Origin of the sequence: Amycolatopsis keratiniphila, from assembly GCF_000400635.2 — a bacterium.
Taxonomy (GTDB): domain Bacteria; phylum Actinomycetota; class Actinomycetes; order Mycobacteriales; family Pseudonocardiaceae; genus Amycolatopsis; species Amycolatopsis keratiniphila.
Genome location: NC_021252.1, coordinates 2923602 through 2941382, shown reverse-complemented (window position 1 = coordinate 2941382; position 17781 = coordinate 2923602). Strand labels below are relative to the sequence as shown.

The 17781-nt window shown below is 70.8% G+C and carries 16 protein-coding genes; 4 read left to right on the top strand and 12 right to left on the bottom strand.

Annotation, left to right across the window (positions count from 1 at the left end; genetic code table 11):
* Positions 1-29: 29 nt before the first annotated feature.
* A complete protein-coding gene (locus AORI_RS54800; RefSeq protein WP_016333119.1) occupies positions 30-653 on the bottom strand; it encodes a riboflavin synthase in 624 nt (207 codons plus the stop codon).
* 112 nt (positions 654-765) lie between these two features.
* The gene (gene rpe / locus AORI_RS54795; RefSeq protein ID WP_016333118.1) at positions 766-1434 is read right to left on the bottom strand and encodes a ribulose-phosphate 3-epimerase; all 669 of its coding nucleotides are present in this window, start codon (positions 1432-1434) and stop codon (positions 766-768) included.
* A gap of 145 nt (positions 1435-1579) precedes the next feature.
* Between rpe and AORI_RS54790 the strand changes: the two genes are divergently transcribed.
* The 3 genes from AORI_RS54790 (at position 1580) to AORI_RS54780 (ending at position 5146) form a co-directional block, all read left to right on the top strand.
* Positions 1580-2815 (top strand): sensor histidine kinase, encoded by a 1236-nt coding sequence (locus AORI_RS54790; RefSeq protein ID WP_016333117.1) that lies wholly within the window; start codon positions 1580-1582, stop codon positions 2813-2815.
* Complete coding sequence (locus AORI_RS54785) at positions 2812-3471, top strand: response regulator transcription factor (RefSeq protein ID WP_016333116.1); 660 nt, start codon at positions 2812-2814, stop codon at positions 3469-3471. Before AORI_RS54790 ends, AORI_RS54785 begins: the two co-directional genes overlap by 4 nt.
* 550 nt (positions 3472-4021) lie before the next feature.
* On the top strand, positions 4022-5146 hold the full coding sequence (locus AORI_RS54780) for a serine hydrolase domain-containing protein (RefSeq protein WP_016333115.1): 1125 nt from the start codon (positions 4022-4024) through the stop codon (positions 5144-5146).
* Here the strand turns inward: AORI_RS54780 and AORI_RS54775 are convergent.
* The 4 genes from AORI_RS54775 to ggt form a co-directional block, all read right to left on the bottom strand.
* Positions 5143-5649, bottom strand: a complete 507-nt coding sequence (locus tag AORI_RS54775; protein WP_016333114.1) for a flavoprotein — start codon at positions 5647-5649, stop codon at positions 5143-5145. The two genes, AORI_RS54780 and AORI_RS54775, sit on opposite strands and share 4 nt — an antisense overlap.
* The gene (locus AORI_RS54770; protein WP_016333113.1) at positions 5646-7082 is read right to left on the bottom strand and encodes an RsmB/NOP family class I SAM-dependent RNA methyltransferase; all 1437 of its coding nucleotides are present in this window, start codon (positions 7080-7082) and stop codon (positions 5646-5648) included. The genes AORI_RS54775 and AORI_RS54770 overlap by 4 nt, the downstream gene beginning before the upstream one ends.
* Positions 7079-8005, bottom strand: a complete 927-nt coding sequence (gene fmt / locus AORI_RS54765; RefSeq protein WP_016333112.1) for a methionyl-tRNA formyltransferase — start codon at positions 8003-8005, stop codon at positions 7079-7081. The genes AORI_RS54770 and fmt overlap by 4 nt, the downstream gene beginning before the upstream one ends.
* Positions 8006-8185: 180 nt before the next feature.
* Positions 8186-9997 carry a gamma-glutamyltransferase gene (gene ggt / locus AORI_RS54760; RefSeq protein WP_016333111.1) on the bottom strand — a complete coding sequence of 604 codons (1812 nt, stop codon included), beginning with the start codon at positions 9995-9997 and terminating at the stop codon, positions 8186-8188.
* Positions 9998-10094: 97 nt separating this feature from the next.
* On the opposite strand from ggt, the gene AORI_RS54755 reads away from it, so the two are divergent.
* Positions 10095-11474, top strand: coding sequence for a pyroglutamyl-peptidase I (locus tag AORI_RS54755; RefSeq protein WP_043848732.1), 1380 nt, complete (start codon positions 10095-10097; stop codon positions 11472-11474).
* A gap of 74 nt (positions 11475-11548) precedes the next feature.
* Here the strand turns inward: AORI_RS54755 and AORI_RS54750 are convergent, their stop codons facing one another.
* From AORI_RS54750 to mihF, 6 genes are all read right to left on the bottom strand, one after another.
* Positions 11549-13639, bottom strand: coding sequence for a primosomal protein N' (locus AORI_RS54750; protein WP_016333109.1), 2091 nt, complete (start codon positions 13637-13639; stop codon positions 11549-11551).
* A 304-nt stretch (positions 13640-13943) separates the two neighbouring features.
* Positions 13944-15146, bottom strand: coding sequence for a methionine adenosyltransferase (gene metK / locus AORI_RS54745; RefSeq protein WP_043848731.1), 1203 nt, complete (start codon positions 15144-15146; stop codon positions 13944-13946).
* A gap of 96 nt (positions 15147-15242) precedes the next feature.
* Positions 15243-16463, bottom strand: coding sequence for a bifunctional phosphopantothenoylcysteine decarboxylase/phosphopantothenate--cysteine ligase CoaBC (gene coaBC / locus AORI_RS54740; RefSeq protein ID WP_076153689.1), 1221 nt, complete (start codon positions 16461-16463; stop codon positions 15243-15245).
* A complete protein-coding gene (gene rpoZ, locus AORI_RS54735) occupies positions 16456-16725 on the bottom strand; it encodes a DNA-directed RNA polymerase subunit omega (RefSeq protein WP_005152353.1) in 270 nt (89 codons plus the stop codon). The genes coaBC and rpoZ overlap by 8 nt, the downstream gene beginning before the upstream one ends.
* 24 nt (positions 16726-16749) lie before the next feature.
* Positions 16750-17379 (bottom strand): guanylate kinase, encoded by a 630-nt coding sequence (gene gmk / locus AORI_RS54730; RefSeq protein ID WP_016333106.1) that lies wholly within the window; start codon positions 17377-17379, stop codon positions 16750-16752.
* Positions 17376-17693: an integration host factor, actinobacterial type gene (mihF, locus tag AORI_RS54725; protein WP_003096398.1), complete on the bottom strand. Its 318-nt coding sequence runs from the start codon at positions 17691-17693 to the stop codon at positions 17376-17378. Before mihF ends, gmk begins: the two co-directional genes overlap by 4 nt.
* Between the last annotated feature and the right edge of the window lie 88 nt (positions 17694-17781).

Below are 17781 nucleotides of genomic sequence, written 5' to 3'. Positions count from 1 at the left end.
GGCCGACCCCGGAATCGCACTCGTCTCGCTCACGCCCGCTCCTCCGTACCGCCATTGTCCCCCTGCGCGCGCAGGTGCGGCATGGCCAGCTTCTCGACGTACTTGGCGACCACGTCCACCTCGAGGTTCACCAGATCACCCGGGGTGTTCCGGCCGAGTGTGGTGAGTTCGAGGGTGGTCGGGATCAGGGCGACGGAGAACTCCTCATCGGTCACCGAAGCGACCGTGAGGGACACGCCGTCGACCGCGATCGACCCCTTCTCGACGACGTACCGGGACAGCTTCTTCGGCAGCGCGAACGTGGTGAGTCCCTGCTCGTCGCGTTTGAGGAAGACGCCGGTGCCGTCGACATGGCCCTGCATGATGTGCCCGCCGAGCCTGCCGCCCGCCGGCGTCGCGCGTTCGAGGTTGACGACGTCGCCGACCTGCACCTTCGCGAGGCTGGAGCGCTGCAGGGTCTCGTGCACGACATCGACGGTAAACTCACCGCCCGCCACCGCGACCACGGTGAGGCACACGCCACTCACCGCGATGGAGTCGCCGTGCCCGGCGTCGCTGGTCACCAGCGGCCCCCGAACGGTCAGTCTCGCGGCGTTCGGGACCTGCTCGACCGCGGTGACCTCGCCGAGTTCCTCGACAATGCCGGTGAACACTCCTGCTGCCCTCCTCCTGGCTCGCACCGCCGCTGGGAACGGTGCTCCCCTCATCCAACACCCATCGCGGCCGATTCCTTCTCCTGACCCGACGGCGGATCACGAGGCGGGATCAGCCGCGGACGCGCGCCGCCTGCTCGCGAAGCGCCGCGACGGCCTTACCAGGGTCTTCGGCGCCGTAGACGGCGGAACCGGCCACGAAGCAGTCCACCCCGGCCTCGGCGGCCTGCTCGATGGTGTCGGCGTTGATCCCGCCGTCGATCTCGACGACGAGCTTGAGGTGACCGGTGTCGACCAGGCGCCGCGCCGTGCGGACCTTGTCGAGGACGCCCTCGATGAACGACTGGCCGCCGAAACCGGGCTCGACCGACATCACCAGGAGCGTGTCGTAGTGCTTGAGGGTCTCGAGGTGGTCCTCGATCGGCGTGTTCGGCTTGATCGACAGACCGGCCTTCGCCCCGGCGGCGCGCAGGTTCTTCGCCAGCGCGATCGGGTCGTGCGCGGCCTCGACGTGCACGGTGACGTTGTAAGCGCCCGCTTCGGCGTACCCGATGGCCCACTTGTCGGGGTTCTCGATCATCAGGTGGCAGTCGATGGGGACGTCGGTGGCCTTGAGCAGCGACTGCACGACGGGCAGGCCCAGGGTCAGGTTCGGCACGAAGTGCGCGTCCATGACATCGACGTGGACCCAGTCCGCGCGGGTCTCCCCCTCCCCCGCGACAGCGCGGATCTCGTCGCCGAGCCGGGCGAAGTCCGCGGACAGGATGCTGGGTGCGATCAAAGGTCGGTGAGCCACGCGCCCGAGTGTAGGAGGGCGCCGCTAACGCCCGCTAACCGGCTGTGACCGGCGACCCGGTCTGGAGTATGACGCGAAATGGCACCGCAGTGGGAGGTGCGCGCACGCGCCGCCGAATAGCGTTCCCCTCATGGTCAACCCACTCAAGCCCCTCGTGCGGATCGGCAGCTACCGCAGCGTCCCGTTCGGACTCCTCGGCATGGCGATGACGGCGATCCCGTTCCCGATCGCGCTCATCCCCGCCGTCCTCATTCCAGGTGACGTGTGGGCGAAGCTGATCTACGGCGTGCTCGCCATGGCCGTGCTCGTCGTGCTGGCCGGTTTGCCGGGGCCGATGCGCCGGGTCGGTATCTGGTTCTCCAACCAGATGCTGGGCACCCGGATCGCGCAGCCCCCGCCGCATACGAAGGTCGCGTGGGCGGAGCGGTGGCGTTCGGCGGGCTGGCTGCTCGCGCACACCGCGCTCGGCTGGGTGCTGTTCGGCCTCGGCTGTTTCCTGATGCTCGGCTTCGTCTTCGCCATCGTGTGGGCGGGAGGCGGCGGCAGCCCCATCGAGTTCTTCGGGGAACGGGTGACGATCGAGCCGGGCACCGGTGGACTGTGGACACTGCCGATCGCCCTGGTCACGCTCGTCGTCATCGCCTACGTGCTCGCCGGCTTCAGCAAGCTTTTCCAGTACACCGCGGTCGCCCTGCTCGGCCCGTCCGCCGCCGAGCGCGTCGCCGCCGCGGAAGTCCGCGCGAACCACTTCGAGCAGCGCAACCGGCTGGCCCGCGAACTGCACGACTCCATCGGGCACACGCTGACGACGTCGACCATCCAGGCCGCCGCGGCCGCCGAACTGGTCGATTCCGAACCGCAGCTGGTGCGCCGGGCGCTGGGCACCATCGAGGAGTCTTCGAGGGCTGCGCTCGAAGACCTCGACCACGTCCTCGGCCTGCTGCGGGACGACCGGTCGTCCCGCGAGCCCGAACGGCGGCTCATCGAGGCCGGGACACTGGCCGAACGGGCCCGCGCGGGCGGCGCGGTGATCGACTACGAGCTGACCGGCCCGGCCGCCGAGCTGCCCGCGACCCTTTCGCGGGAGGCGTACCGGATCGTCCAAGAAGGACTGACGAACGCGTTGCGGCACGCCCACCCCGGCCCGGTGACCGTGCGGGTAGCGGTACTCGCCGACGCGCTGCGGATCGAGATCGTGAACCCGCTCATGGAGCACGCGGCCGCCTCCGGCCGCGGCGGCAACGGGCTGCCGGGGCTCACCGAACGTGTCGAAGCCCTGCGAGGGGAACTCGTCGCGGGCCCCGCCATCGACGGGGAACCGTTGTGGCGGCTGGTGACCACGATCCCGCTACGGTCGCACTCATGACACTGCGCGTCCTGATCGTCGACGACGAACCCTTGCTGCGAGCCGGATTGCGCTCCCTGCTGGACAACCAGCCCGACCTGACCGTGGTCGGCGAGGCGGGCGACGGCGGCGAGGTGGTCGACCTGGTGCGGCGGACGCATCCCGAGGTGGTCCTGATGGACGTGCGCATGCCCGGGGTGGACGGGATCGAGGCGACCCGGCGGCTGTTGGCCGAGATCCCCGACCCGCCCAAGGTCCTCGTGATCACGACGTTCGACAACGACGACTACGTCTACGACGCGCTGCTGGCCGGGGCGAGCGGCTTCCTGCTGAAGCGGGCGCGCAAGGAGGAGTTCGCGCACGCCATCCGGACGATCGCCGCCGGGGAGACACTGCTGTTCCCCGACGCGATCCGCCGGATGGTCACCGCGCGCCCGGCGCCGTCCGGCCTCGCTCCCCGCCCGTCGTCGCTGACGAAACGGGAGACCGAGGTGCTGCGGCTCATCGCCACCGGGAAGTCCAATGTGGACATCGCGGCCGAGCTCGTCATCAGTCTCGAAACCGTCAAGACCCATGTGGGCAACATCTTCGGGAAACTGGGCGCGGCCAACCGGAGCCAGGCAGTGGTGTTCGCCTACGAAACCGGCATCGTCGCGCCAGGGCACAGCCTGCGCTGAGCCTCTCGATGCGGCCCCGCGGCCGTTGATCAGGCGAGTGAGCCCACGGCGACAGACCACGAGAGTTCCCGGCTTGCACCCTCGCGCAGCCGTGCACGGGGTCGTGAGTGGCGATTCGTGTTCTATTGAGGGAAAGCCAAATGTGGCGCGTTGTGCCGTCTGAGGCATTAGTGTCCACAGTGGTCACTTCCTGGGCAGCATGCGCCCGCTTTGTGCCTGTAAGTCCGTTTTCACGGGGAGTCGTGAGTGGTAAAGAGGGTTAGAACGACCATCGCCACTCACGACCCCGGGGCAATACTGCGCAAAGTACTCAAATCGGACGCCTTGATCTCGGAGATTGTCCTTCTGGGACAGTCTGAGGGGCACGGTGCCAGGTCTCGGTGACGAGCCCGCTCGCACCGCCGACTCCATCACGCCACCTTTGACTTACCCCTCAATAACCCTGATCGCCACTCACGATTCGCCGAACCGCGATGGTGGGGCAAACCTCAGTATGACGTTGCGGTGCACCCCATGGTCACCGCGCCCGAGCGTCCCTAGCGTGGAATCCATGCGAAAATCCTTGCCAGGCAAGAAGATCATCGCCATCGGTTCCCTGGTCGCGCTGCTCGCCGCGACGACCGCCACCCCGGCGCTGGCCGTGACCCATCCGCGAGACGAAGTCGACAAGGCGCTGAAAACGCTGGTACAGGACGGCGTCCCCGGCGCGCAGGCGACCGTGTCGAGCCCGTCCGGGCGGACGTGGTCGGAGCGCGAAGGCGTCGGGAACGTCGAGACCGGGACACCGTTCCCGCACGGCTCGAAGTTCCGGGCGGCCAGCATCACCAAGACCTTCGTCGCGGTCGTGGTCCTGCAGCTGGTCGCCGAGGGGAAGGTGCGGCTGGACACGCCGATCGAGGCCTACCTGCCCGGTCTCGTCCGCGGGAACGGCAACGACGGCACCAAGATAACCGTACGGCAGCTGCTGCAGCACACCAGCGGGATCTACAACTACCTCCGCGACCTCGACCTCGAAGAGTGGCGCCATCGCGGTGCCGAACCCGAAGAACTGGTGGCGATCGGGCTCGCCCATCCACCGTTGTTCGCCCCCGGCACGGACTGGTCGTACTCCAACACGAACTACATCATCGCCGGGATGCTCATCGAAAAGCTCACCGGCCGGTCCGTCGCCGAGGAGCTCAGGAGCAGGATCACCGGGCCGCTGGGCCTGCGCGACACCTTCCTGCCGTCACGCGGGGAAGAAGGCCTGCCGCACCCGCACGCCAGGGGTTACGCGCCCGGGCCCGGCGGTCACACCGATTACACCGAATTCGATCCGTCCGCCGCGGGTGCCTCCGGCGGGCTCATCTCGACCGGTGCGGATCTGACCCGCTTCTACGGTGCGCTCGTCGACGGCAGGCTCCTGCCGCGCGCGCAGCTGGCGGAGATGCAGCGGACCGTTCCGGCGCCCGTCGGGATCCCCGGCGCGGAGTACGGCCTCGGCATCGCGTCCGTCCCGCTGTCGTGCGGGGGCCGGTTCTGGGGGCACGGAGGGAACATCGTCGGCTACGCGAACCTGTCGGGCGCCGTCCCGCACGGCAGGCGGGTCAACGTCGTGGTGAACCAGGATCCCTCGCCGTCGAAGGTGGGGGACGACCTCGCCAAGGCGCTCGACACGGGATTCTGCGCCCGCTAGGGAGCCGGGAGCAGGTCCAGCACGGAGGTCCACGAGGCTTCCGGGGTGAGCCTCGTGGTGGTGACCCCGGCGGAGACGAGCGTGTCGAGATGGCGCCGCCACGCCGGATGGTGGATCCGGGTGTCCTGGATCTGATAGCCCAGCACGATCGTGATGCCCGGCGTGCCGAGAACGTCGCCGAGCAGGGTCAGCGCCTGGTTGTCGGCGATGCCCAGCGCCAGTTTCGCCACGGAGTTGGCGGACGCGGGCGCGAAGAGGAACACCTCGGGATCCGGATGCGGGCGAGGTTCGCCCGGCAGCCGGGAGGTGCTGCGGACCGGCAGCCCGGTGTGCTTCTCCAGGTCACCGAGCCCGCCGGTCGTCTCCAGCCAGCGGGCCGCGGTGGGGGTCAGCGTGATCGCGAGCTCCCAGCCGCGGTCCGCGGCCGGTTTCGCGAGCTGCGCGGCGAACCGGGTGTCCAGTCCGCCGCACGAGCTCGCGACCAGGCCGAGGACCCTGCTCACCCGGCGGTGTCCGGCTTCCGCAGGACGGCGCAGAACATCGCGTCCGTGCCGTGGCGATGCGGCCAGAGCTGGACGTACGGGCCGTCGCCGAGCTGCGGGACGCCGGGGAAGAACTCCCGCGCGTCGACGATCTGGGCACCGGCGCGGCGCGCGGTCTCCCCCACGACGCCTTCGGTCTCGGCCAGATGCGGCGAGCAGACGACGTAGGTGACGATGCCGCCGGGCCGCACCAGGTCCAGCGCCGCGGTGATCAGCTGGCCCTGCAGTTTCGTCAGGTCCGAGATGTCGCTGGGCTGGCGGCGCCAGCGTGCCTCGGGACGGCGCCGCAGCGAGCCGAGACCGCTGCACGGCGCGTCGACGAGGACGCGGTCGTAGCCCGGTTCGAGACCGGTCTCGCGGCCGTCGGCGACGTGCACGGTCACCGGCAGGTCCTGGACGGCCTTCTCGATCAGCTTCGCCCGGTGCGGGGCCTTCTCGACGGCGTCGACGGTCGCGCCGGCGGCCACCGCCAGCGCGCCGAGCAGCGCCGCCTTGCCACCCGGGCCGGCGCACAGGTCCAGCCACCGCACGTCGGTGCCGGAGACCGGGACCCTCGTGACGGCGTAGGCGCACAGCTGGCTGCCCTCGTCCTGGACCGCGGCCAGCTTTTCCTTGATCGGTTCGAGGTCGCCGGGGTCACCGGAGCCCGCGGGCAGCCGGACGCCGTAGGGCGAGTACGGCGCGACGTCGCCACCGGTGATGGCGGCCAGCTCCTCGGCGCTGATCTCGCCGGGCCGGGCGACCAGGTGGACGTCGGGGCGGTCGTCGTCGGCCTCCAGGGCCGCCTTCAGCTCCGCTCCCTTGTCCCCCAAGGCTTCCGCGAACGACCGCGCCACCCAGCGCGGATGCGCCGTCCGCAGGGCGTAGGCGCCGATCGGGTCGGCGGCCTCGTCGGGGGCCAGTTCGTTCAGCCAGGTCTCTTCGTCCTTTTCGGACACCGAACGCAGCACGGCGTTGACGAAACCCGCGATCCAGGAACCGACTTCGGCGCGGACTAGGTCCACAGTGGACCCGACGGCGGCGTGCTGGGGGATGCGGGTGCGCAGCAGCTGGTACGCGCCGAGCCGCAGCCCGTCCAGCACGACGGCGTCCACCTTGGCCAGCGGCCGGTCGAGGCAGGCCTCGATGACGGCGTCCAGCATGCCCACCGCGCGGCAGGTGCCGTAGGTCAGTTCGGTGGCCAGCGCGGCGTCGCGGCCGGAAATCCGGCGGTTGCGCAGCAGTTGCGGCAGCACCAGGTTCGCGTACGCGTCGTCTTCGCGGACCGCGCGCAGGACGTCGAAGGCGACCTGACGAGCCGGGTCGATCTGCGGCGGGCGGCTGGGCCCTTCCTTGCGCGGGGCCGGACGGCCTCGCTGCGGCCTCGACGGCCGGCGTTCCCTACGCTCGTTCACTGCAGGCGCTCTCCTTGTTCGATCCTCGTACCGCGCGCCCAGTCGGTGGCCGCCATCCGCTTCTTCCCCTGCGCCTGCACCTCGCCCAGCCGCACCGGCTTCGACGCCGTGCCGACCAGCACCCGCTTGCGCTCCACGACCAGTTCACCGGGCGGGGGCCCCGGCTCGTCGACGATCGTCACCGGGCCGAGCTTCAGCCGCTCGCCCCGGAATTCCGCCCACGCGCCCGGCTCCGGCGTGACCGCGCGGATCTGCCGGTCGACCGCCGCGGCCGGGTCGGCGAACGACACGCGCGCGTCCTCGACGGTCACCTTGGGCGCGTAGCTCACGCCGTCGCCGGTCTGCGCGACCGCGCGCAGCGAACCGTCGGCGATTCCGTCCATCGTGGACACGAGCAGCTTCGCCCCGGACTCCGCCAGCCTGCCGAGCAGTTCGCCCGCGGTGTCGGTGGCGGCGATCTGCTCGGTGACCACGCCGTAGACCGGGCCCGCGTCGAGTTCCTTGACGATGCGGAACGTCGAGGCGCCGGTGATCTCGTCTCCGGCGCGGATCGCGGCCTGGACCGGCGCGGCGCCGCGCCACGCGGGCAGCAGCGAGAAATGCAGGTTGACCCAGCCGTGCGCCGGGATGTCCAGCGCGGCCTGGGGCAGCAACGCCCCGTACGCGACCACCGGGCACGCGTCGGGCGCGATCTCCGCGAGCCGGGCGAGGAACGCGGGGTCGCTCGCCTTCGGCGGGGTCAGCACCTCGATCCCGTGCTCGTCGGCCAGCGCGCCGATCGGCGACCGGACGACCCGGCGGCCGCGGCCCGCCTGCGCGTCCGGACGGGTCACGACGGCGACGACCTCGTGCTGCTCGGACGCCAGCAGCGCGCGCAGCGACGGGACCGCGGGTTCGGGGGTGCCGGCGAAGACGAGGCGCATCAACGCACCTCCGCCGGGGGGACGGGTACCTCTGACTGGGCGAACATCGCCGCTCAGTCTAGAAGGAGCTCACCGCCGGGGCGCGCTCGCTCTCCCTGTGCGGTGCGGCGGCTGCAATGAAGGGGCCTTTCATCGCAAATTTTGCGATGAAAGGCCCCTTCATTGCACGCTCGGAGTTCCCTAACGCGGCGGCCAGGGCAGCACGACGGCCGCCGAGCCACCTCCCCGGCGCGTGGGTTCGGCCGCCGCGAGCCACCGGCCGTCCTTCAGCCGTTCGACGCCGGTCGCCGCCCCGATCTCCGCGGGTGTCGTCGAGAAGCCCTGCCCCTTGGCCTTCAGCGCCGCGAGCACCTCGGTCTGGTCCAGGAACGCCTGCTCCACCTGCGCGGCCGCGGAGTTCCGCTGCGAGGCGCGCGGTTCGGCGATCGCGTCGACCAGCTTCAGCCCACGGTCGATCCGGCCGGTGAGGATCTGCAGCACCGTGGTGATGATCGACGCGCCACCGGGCGAGCCGACGGCGAGGAACGGCTTGCCGCCCTCGAGCACGATGGTCGGCGCCATCGACGAACGCGGCCGCTTCGCCGGGCCCGGCAGGTTCGGGTCGGGCACGCCCGGCGTCACCGGGGTGAAGGAGAAGTCGGTCAGTTCGTTGTTGAGCAGGAAGCCGCGGCCCGGCACGACGATGCCGCTCCCGCCCTCCTGCTCGATGGTCAGCGTGTAGGCGACGACGTTGCCCCACCGGTCGGCGACCGTGAGGTGTGTGGTGTTCTCGCCCTCGTACGGGGTCGGCGCGGGGTTCGTCCCGGCCACGCACGGCGTGGGCTTGCGCGGATCGGCCGGCGCGACCGGGCTGGTCCCGGCCTTCGCGGGGTCGATCAGGCACGCCCGGCTGTCGGCGAACTTCTGGCTGATCAGCTCCTTCGCCGGCACGTCGACGAAGGCCGGGTCGCCGATCCACCGGTTGCGGTCGGCGAAGGCGTATCGAGTCGACTCCAGGAAGTAGTGCAGGTAGTCGGCCTTCTCCAGCTTCGAGAGCTTCGTGTTCTCGAGGATGTTCAGCGCCTCGCCGACGGTCAGCCCACCGGACGACGGCGCGGGCATGCCGTAGACGTCGAGACCGCGGTACCGGGTCTTCGTCGGCTTCCGCTCGACCACGCGGTACTTCGCGAGGTCGGCGGCGGTCATGTCACCGGGACGCACCTTCAGCGTCGAAGCGGGGTCGACCGGCGGCTTCCGCACGGTGTCGACGACGTCCGCGCCGATCGGGCCGCGGTAGAGCACGTCGGTGCCCTTCGCGGCCAGCTGCGCGTACGTGCCCGCGAGGTCCGGGTTCTTGAACGTCGAGCCGACCGCGGGCGGCGCGCCGCCGGGCAGGTACAGCGACCGGGTGGACGGGAACGCCGAGAAGCGGGCGGCGTTGTTCGCGATCTGGGTGTTGAAGGTCTGGTCGACGGTGAAACCCTTGCGGGCGAGTTCTTCGGCGGGCTTGACCGCCTTCGCCAGCGACTTGGTCCCCCATTTGCGCAGGGCTTCCTGCCAGGTGGCGGGCGTGCCGGGCACGCCGACGCCCAGTCCGCTGGTGACGGCCTCGGCGAACGGGATCGCCTTGCCGTTCTCGACGAAAAGGTTCTCGTTCGCGGTCGACGGGGCGGTCTCGCGGCCGTCGAGGGTGTGCACCTTGCCCGAGCGCGCGTCGTAGTAGACGAAGAAGCCGCCACCGCCGAATCCGGCGGAGAACGGGTCGGTGACGCCGAGCGCGGCGGCCGTCGCGACGGCGGCGTCGACGGCGTTACCGCCCTCGCGCAGGATCTTCGTGCCGATCGCGGTCGCGTCCGCGTCGATGCTCGACACCGCGCCCAGATAGCCGACGGCGGTGGGCGATTTGGGTGTCGGTGGCGCTGCCGCCGCCATCCCCGGCGCGGCGGTGCCGACCAGGACGGCGATCGCGGTGACTGCGGTGATGCGTACCGGAGTTCTTCTGTGCGCGGCCATGGCGCGAGTCTGCCCCGCCTGTCCACCCCGGACAAGACCCGCCGAGACCTGCGTTCGTCGGTGGTGCGGCCCTGGCGGGATGAGCAGAATGCGGGCCATGAAGACTCCCGGCAGGCGGTGGGGCGCCTTCCTCCCGCTGCTCATCGCTCTTCCCGTCCTCGCTGTCCCCGGTGTCGCGCAAGCAGAAGGCGCGAGCGCCTGCTTCGACGACTCCGCCGCGATCACCGTCGAGGAGAAGCGGCTCACCGCGACCATGCCTTCGGGTGGTCCGGCGGTCGGCCCGGAACTCGTCCGGCTCGCCGGATTCGACAAGCTCGTCTCCGACTTCACGACACGTCTCTGCGCCACGAAGACCGCCTTGCGGGCCGAGAAGCTCGCCGAGACCGCCGGTGAGGGTCTCTGGCGCACGGCGGTCGACCGCGCGCAGGGCCGCCGTCCCGATCTCGGCACGATCGACAAGGCCGACGACCGGCCGCTCTACTGGGCCCGCCTCCAGATGAGCAAGGCGTTCCGGCAGTGGACGCCGCGTTTCCCGCTGTCCGCGCCCGCCCGGGCGGAGCTGCTGAAGACGTTCGATTTCGGCGCGCGGGGACTCGACGACTCCCGCTTCCCCGCCGGCCCGAAGCTGCGCAGGGTGCTGGTGAGCGGTTTCGACCCGTTCACCCTCAACGGCGCGGGCGTCCGCATCGCGAACCCGTCGGGCGCGGCGGCGCTGCATCTCGACGGCAAGACGATCCAGACGCCGACCGGGCCCGCGCTGGTGCAGGCCGTGTCGTTCCCGGTGGTGTGGAGCTACTTCGACGCCGGCATCGTCGAGGCCGCCTACGGTCAGGCGTTCAAGGACCGGTTGCGCCGTCCGGAGCTGATCATGACGATCAGTCAGGGCCGGCCCGGCCGCTTCGACATCGAGCGGTGGGCGGGTGCCTGGCGCGGTGGTTTCCCGGACAACCTCGACGAGCCCGTTCGCGGCCCGGTCCCGCCCGCCGACGGCTGGCCGCAGCCGGACGTCCAGTTCATCGAAACCACGCTGCCGCACGAAAAGATGCTCGCCGCGCCCGCCGGGGCGTATCAGGTGCTGTACAACGAGGCGTTCTGCGTCTGGCCGGACAGCACGAAACCGGGCACGGGGACCGCGGTGTGCCGGACGGACGCGCCGAAGCCGGGCGAGATCGCCGCTTCGGGCGGGGGCGGAAATTATCTGTCGAACGAGTCCATGTATCGCAGCAACCGGCTCCGGACGGGCCTCGGCCTGACCGGGATCGCGGGCGGGCACCTGCACACGCCCGTCCTCGGCACGCCCGCCGATCCTTCGGCCCTGACCGACGCCGATTTCGAGGCACGGCGGGCGGCGATCTCCTCGCAGATCGTCACCCTGCTCACCGCCGCCCTGGGCGGCTCCGCCACGAAGCCCGCTTCGCCCGCTCCGGGCGCTTCGGCCCGCGCCGACGTCCTCGCGACCCCCGGCACGACCCTCTGACCCCACGCATTTCGTCCTCTGAATGCGGTCGTTCGCTGTCGAACTACCGCATTCAGAGGACGAAACGCGGGGCGCTAGATGAGCTCCAGCGGGTCCAGCTGGATCCGGATGGGCTCGGACGCCTTACGCGCGTCCCGCCGGGCGGCCGCGGCGTGGACGGCGGCGGCGAGCGCCTTCCCGTCCGGACGCGCGACGCGCACCAGCGCCCGCTCCCGTTCGGCGTTGCCGTCCTCGTCGACCTCGCCGAGCGGCACCGGGCCCAGCACCTCGCCGGTCTCCGGGAGGGCCAGGTCGTCGAGCAGTCCGGCGACCGCGTCCGGCGTGCCTTCGATACTCGCCATCCGCATCGCGGGCGGGAACCCGAGTTCGCGCCGCTCGGCCAGTTCGAGGCTCGCGTGCCAGCCCGGGTCCCAGCGCACCAGCGCCTGCACCACCGAAAGACCCGCTTCCGCGCCGACGAACACGCGGCCGCCTTCGGTCCCCGGCCGCACCAGGGCCGCCGCCGCCATCCAGCGGCGCAGGGTCTCCTCCCCCGCGCGCAGGTCCTGCCGCCCCAGCAGCGCCCAGCCGTCCAGCAGCAGCGCCGCGCCGTAGCCGCCTTCCGCGACCGGCTCCGCGCCCGGCGTGCACACGACCAGCGCCGGTTTTCCCGGCACTGAAGCCAAAACCTCCGTCGCGCCCGACGTCCGCACGGGGAACCCGGAGAACGCGCGGCCCAGTTCCTCCGCGGTGCGCTTCGACCCGACGACGACCGCCCGCAGCCGCACCGAACCGCAAGCCGCGCAATGGAAGTTCGTCTCGGGGACGCCGCACCACCGGCAGGCGGGCGGCCTCGGCGCGCCGTCGATCAGCCCGCCCGGCAGGGAAAGCGGGCCGGCGCAACGACGGCAGTGCGCCGACGTCCGGCAGTTGCCGCACGCGAGCCCCGGGACGTACCCGCGGCGCGGGACCTGCACCAGCACGGGGAATCCGCCTGCCAGCGACTGCCGCGCCGCCTCGAAGGCGACCGACGGGAGCCGCGCGGCCTTGGCCGCTTCGTCCCGGGCGACGTCGAAGTCCTCGCCGACCGGAGTGACCCGCGGCGCCGCCGCCCGCAGTTCCGGCCGGGCGGCCACGAGAGGCTGCGCCCAGCCCGATTCCACCAGGAACTGCGCCTCCGCGGTGCGCGCGAAACCGGCGACGAGCATGGAGCCCTTCGCGGCGTGCGCGCGATCCATCAGCACGTCGCGGACGTGGGGATACGGCGCGTGCTGGTCGAGGTGGACGTCGTCGCCGTCGTCCCACACCACGAACAGACCGGGATCGGCGACCGGCGCGAACATCGCCGCGCGTGTGCCGACGACGATGCGCACCGCGCCGCGCAGCACCGCGAGCCAGCGGCGATACCGCTCGGCGGGCCCGAGCCCCGCGATCAGCGCGACCACGGATTCGGGGCCCAGCAAGGAAACGCACGCGTCGTGCAGCCGGGTCAGGTCACGATGGTCGGGCACGACCATGACCACACCCCGGCCCGCCGAAGCCGCGACGGCCGCCGCTTCGGCGAGGCGGCGCGGCCAGTCCTCCCCCGGCAGCGCCTGCCAGACCGCGTTGGCCGGCCGCCGTTCCGCGACGGCCTCCAGGAACGCCGGACCGCTCTGGTACTTCTCCCAGGCGGTGGTGTCGGGCGGTTCCGGCGTCGGCGCGGGCTCGGCGGGCGGTTCGCCCTCGGCCTTCGCGTGCCGGGACGGGATCGCGAGCCGCAGGACGTCGCTGAGCGTGCCGCCGTAGCGGTCCGCGACGGACCGGCAGAGCGCGAGCAGCGCCGGGGGCAGCACGGGCTCGCTGGAGGTCACCCGGTCGATGTACGCGAGCTTGCCGGTGAACTCCGTGGTGTCGGCGCGCTCGACGAGGTACCCGTCGACGAGCTGACCCGCGAACCGGACCCGCACCCGGCAGCCGGGGACGGCGGTTTCGTGCAGTTTCTCGGGGATCCGGTAGTCGAAGGTGCGGTCGAGATGGGTGAGCGGGATGTCCACGACGATCCGCGCGACCGGGTTCTCGGGCGCGGGGTTCTGCGCCCCACGACGGCTGGCCGTTTTCGCGCGCGCCGGTTTGGCCTTCCGCGCCGGCTCGGCCTTCGGCTCCGGAAGGTCCCACAGAGGGGTCGGTTCGGGACTGCTGCTCACCCGGTGATCTCTACCAGACGCTGTCGCCGGTGCCCGCCACCGCGTGCAATGAAGGCCTCCTTGAGGGACCCAGAGTCCCTCAAGGAGGCCTTCACGGACCACGCAATGCCCCGTTCGCCCCAGGTGCATCAGCAGTCACAACGGTCTCGCGTGGTTGAAGGGACGACACGTGTGATCCGGCGGACGACACGCGTGACTGGATGGACGACACACGCGCAACCGGGGCTCCGACCCGAAGACGCCGTGAAGGCCTCCTTCCCTACCCTCAAGGTAGGCAAGGAGGCCTTCACGGAAAGGAACGGGATCAGGCGCCCGCGGCCGACTTCAGGTCCGCAGCCCGCGCCGTGCTCTCCCACGGGAGAGACAGCTCGGGACGGCCGAAGTGGCCGTACGCGGCCGTCGGCGCGTAGATCGGGCGAAGCAGGTCGAGGTCGCGGATGATCGCGGCCGGACGCAGGTCGAAGACCTCCGTGATGGCGGCCTGGATCTTCGTCGGGTCGACCGTCTCGGTGCCGAAGGTCTCGACGAAGAGGCCCACCGGGGCCGCCTTGCCGATCGCGTACGCGACCTGGACCTCGGCGCGGGCCGCGAGCCCGGCGGCGACGACGTTCTTCGCCACCCAGCGCATCGCGTACGCGGCCGAGCGGTCCACCTTGGAGGGGTCCTTGCCCGAGAACGCGCCGCCACCGTGGCGGGCCATGCCGCCGTAGGTGTCGACGATGATCTTGCGGCCGGTCAGGCCCGCGTCGCCCATCGGGCCGCCGATGACGAAGCGGCCGGTCGGGTTGACCAGCAGCCGCACGTCGGAGGTGTCGAGCCCGAGCTCGGCGATCTCCGGGGCGACCACGTGCTCGCGGACGTCGACGCCGAGCATCTGCTCCAGGTCGATGCCGTCCGCGTGCTGGGTGGACACGACCACCGTGTCGAGCCGCACCGGCTGGTCGCCGGCGTACTCGATGGTGACCTGGGTCTTGCCGTCCGGGCGTAGGTACGGCAGCACGCCGTCCTTGCGGACCCGGGTCAGCCGCTGCGAGAGCCGGTGCGCCAGCGCGATCGGCAGCGGCATCAGCTCGGGGGTGTCCGAGCAGGCGTAGCCGAACATCAGGCCCTGGTCACCCGCGCCCTGGCGGTTGATCTCGTCCTCGTCGGATTCCACGCGGGACTCGTACGCGGTGTCGACACCCTGCGCGATGTCCGGCGACTGGGAACCGATCGCGACGTTGACGCCGCACGAGTTGCCGTCGAAGCCCTTGGCCGACGAGTCGTAGCCGATCTTCAGGATCACGTCGCGGACGATGGTCGGGATGTCCGCGTAGGCCTCGGTGGTCACCTCGCCGGCGACGTGCACCTGGCCGGTGGTGATGAGGGTTTCGACCGCCACGCGGCTGCGAGGGTCCTTGGCCAGCAGACCGTCGAGGATCGAGTCGCTGATGGCATCGCAAATTTTGTCGGGATGACCCTCAGTCACCGATTCCGATGTGAACAGTCTGCTCGTGGACGCGGTCACGGTGCCCGTCACTCCCTCACCTAGACGTCTGATGCCTAGAAAGTTAGGCACCCCTCAGCTCGAACTCAAGCCTACTGACTATCGCTTTGGGGGCTCTCAACGCTTCATCAAGGTCACAACAGCATCCCACAATGTGGACGCGAGTTCTGCCTTGGCGCCGAGCGGGATCGGGATCTCGGTGCCGTCGGCCCCGAGCAGCCAGCCCGAGTTGTCCTCGGTCCCGAAGGCCTTCCCTTCACCGACGGCGTTCACCACCAGCAGATCCGCGCCCTTGCGCTTGAGTTTGACCCGGGCGTGGTCGAGGACGCCACCCTTATCGTCCCCTGTTTCGGCGGCGAAACCGACGACCACCTGCCCCTGGGCGCGATTCCGCACCAGCTCGGCCAGGATGTCCGCGTTGCGGGCGAGCTCGACGACGGGATCCGGCGCGTCGTCGGACTTCTTGATCTTGTGGTCGGCCCGGTTCGATGGCCGGAAGTCGGCGACGGCGGCGGCCATCACGAGGACGTCGGCGGAGGCGGCCTCGGCGTGCATGGCCTGGCGCATCTCCTCGGCGGTCGACACGTGGACGACCTTCGCGCCCGCGGGCTCCGGCAGCGCCACGGTGTGCGCGGTGACCAGCGTGACCTCGGCGCCGCGCTGGGCGGCGACGCGGGCCAGCGCGTACCCCTGCTTGCCCGACGAGCGGTTGCCCAGGTACCGGACCGGGTCCAGCGGCTCACGGGTGCCGCCCGCCGAAATGGCCACGCGCACGCCTTCGAGGTCACGCGGGAGGGCCTTCGGCACGGCGAGCAGGAGCCGGGCGAGGTCGACGATCTCGGCCGGGTCGGCGAGCCGTCCCTTGCCGGTGTCCTTGCCGGTCAGCCTGCCGGCGGCGGGTTCGGCGACGACCAGGCCGCGCGAACGCAGCAGCGCCACGTTGTCGCGGGTGGCCGGGTGCTCCCACATCTCGGTGTGCATCGCCGGGAAGAAGGCGACCGGGCACCGGGCGGTGAGCAGGGTGTTCGTCAGCAGGTCGTCCGCGATGCCGTGCGCGGCCTTGGCGAGCAGGTTCGCCGTGGCGGGCACGACGATCACCAGGTCGGCTTCCTTACCGACGCGGACGTGCTGGACCTCGGGCACTTCGGTGAACACGCCGGTGTGCACCGGGTTCCCGGACAGTGCCTCGAAGGTGGCCGCGCCGACGAAGTTCAGCGCGGCTTCGGTGGGGACCACGCGGACGTCGTGACCGGATTCGGTCAGTCCGCGCAGGACCTCACAGGCCTTGTAGGCGGCGATCCCGCCACCCACGCCCAGTACTACGCGAGGCTTATTCACCCTCGGTGTGCTCGAGCAGACCGCCGTGGATCTCGCGCAGGGCGATGGACAGCGGCTTCTCGCGCGGGCCCGGCTCGACCAGCGGGCCGACGTACTCCAGGAGACCCTCGCCCAGCTGGGCGTAGTAGTCGTTGATCTGGCGAGCGCGCTTGGCCGAGTAGATCACCAGCGCGTACTTCGAGCTGACCTTCTCGAGGAGGTCGTCGATGGGCGGGTTGGTGATGCCTTCGAGCTCTTCGTGCAGCGTGGCCTGAGTCGTCACTCGTGGTGCTCCGAATCTTCGGGTCTAGTTGTCGCCGGTTATCAAGTTTAGCAACTGCTCAGCGGCCTCTCGCACGTCGGCGTTGACGACGCGCTCGTCGAACTCCCCGGCGGCGGCGAGTTCGCGTTCGGCCTCGGCCAGCCTGGCCTTCACGGCGGCTTCGTTCTCGGTGCCGCGGCCGGTCAGCCTGCCGACCAGTTCGTCCCACGACGGCGGCATCAGCATCACCAGCCGGGCCTCCGGCATCGCCTTGCGGACCTGCCGCGCGCCCTGGAGTTCGATCTCCAGGATCGCGTTGCGGCCCTCGGCCAGCACCCGCTCCACGGGCCCGCGCGGGGTGCCGTAGCAGTTGCCCGCGAACTCGGCGTGTTCGAGCAGTGCGCCCTCGGCGACCATGCGGTCGAACTCGGCCCGGTCGATGAAGTGGTAGTGCTCGCCGTCCACCTCACCCGGCCTCGGCTTCCTGGTGGTCACCGAGACGCTGAAATAGATCTCCGGATCCAGCTTGCGCAGCTCCTTGGCCACGCTCGACTTCCCGACCCCCGAAGGCCCTGAGACGACCGTGAGCCGGTGCCGGGATTCGACTCCCGCCACCGGCTCACCGCCGCGGTCAGCGCCCGGGTTCACCGGGTGGTCCTGACCGATGCCGCTCACTCGCCGCTGAATTCGGCCAGCAGCGCCTTGCGCTGCCGGTCGCCGAGGCCGCGAAGACGACGGCTGGGTGCGATCTCCAGTCGTTCCATGGTCTGCTGGGCACGGACCTTGCCGACGCCCGGAAGAGCCTCGAGCAGAGCCGAGACCTTCATCTTGCCGAGGACTTCGTTCTCCTCGGCCTGCTTCAACACGTCGACCAGAGTGGTACCGCCCCGCTTCAGCCGCTCCTTCAGCTCAGCACGGATGCGGCGGGCGGCGGCGGCCTTCTCCAGCGCCGCAGCGCGCTGTTCCTCTGTCAGCTGGGGAAGTGCCACGTTTTCCTCCGGTAGTTCTCAAATCTGGGTGGGTGTGGCGACGGTACCCACCCGTTACCTCGGCCCACAATGCGGGGGTGGCTGGTCA

Excerpts from the sequence above, each read along its gene's own strand:
- AORI_RS54790 (WP_016333117.1), top strand. The coding sequence starts at position 1,580 with ATGGTCAACCCACTCAAGCCCCTCGTGCGGATCGGCAGCTACCGCAGC.
- AORI_RS54785 (WP_016333116.1), top strand. The coding sequence starts at position 2,812 with ATGACACTGCGCGTCCTGATCGTCGACGACGAACCCTTGCTGCGAGCC.
- AORI_RS54780 (WP_016333115.1), top strand. The coding sequence starts at position 4,022 with ATGCGAAAATCCTTGCCAGGCAAGAAGATCATCGCCATCGGTTCCCTG.
- fmt (WP_016333112.1), bottom strand. The coding sequence starts at position 8,005 with ATGCGCCTCGTCTTCGCCGGCACCCCCGAACCCGCGGTCCCGTCGCTG.
- ggt (WP_016333111.1), bottom strand. The coding sequence starts at position 9,997 with ATGGCCGCGCACAGAAGAACTCCGGTACGCATCACCGCAGTCACCGCG.
- AORI_RS54755 (WP_043848732.1), top strand. The coding sequence starts at position 10,095 with ATGAAGACTCCCGGCAGGCGGTGGGGCGCCTTCCTCCCGCTGCTCATC.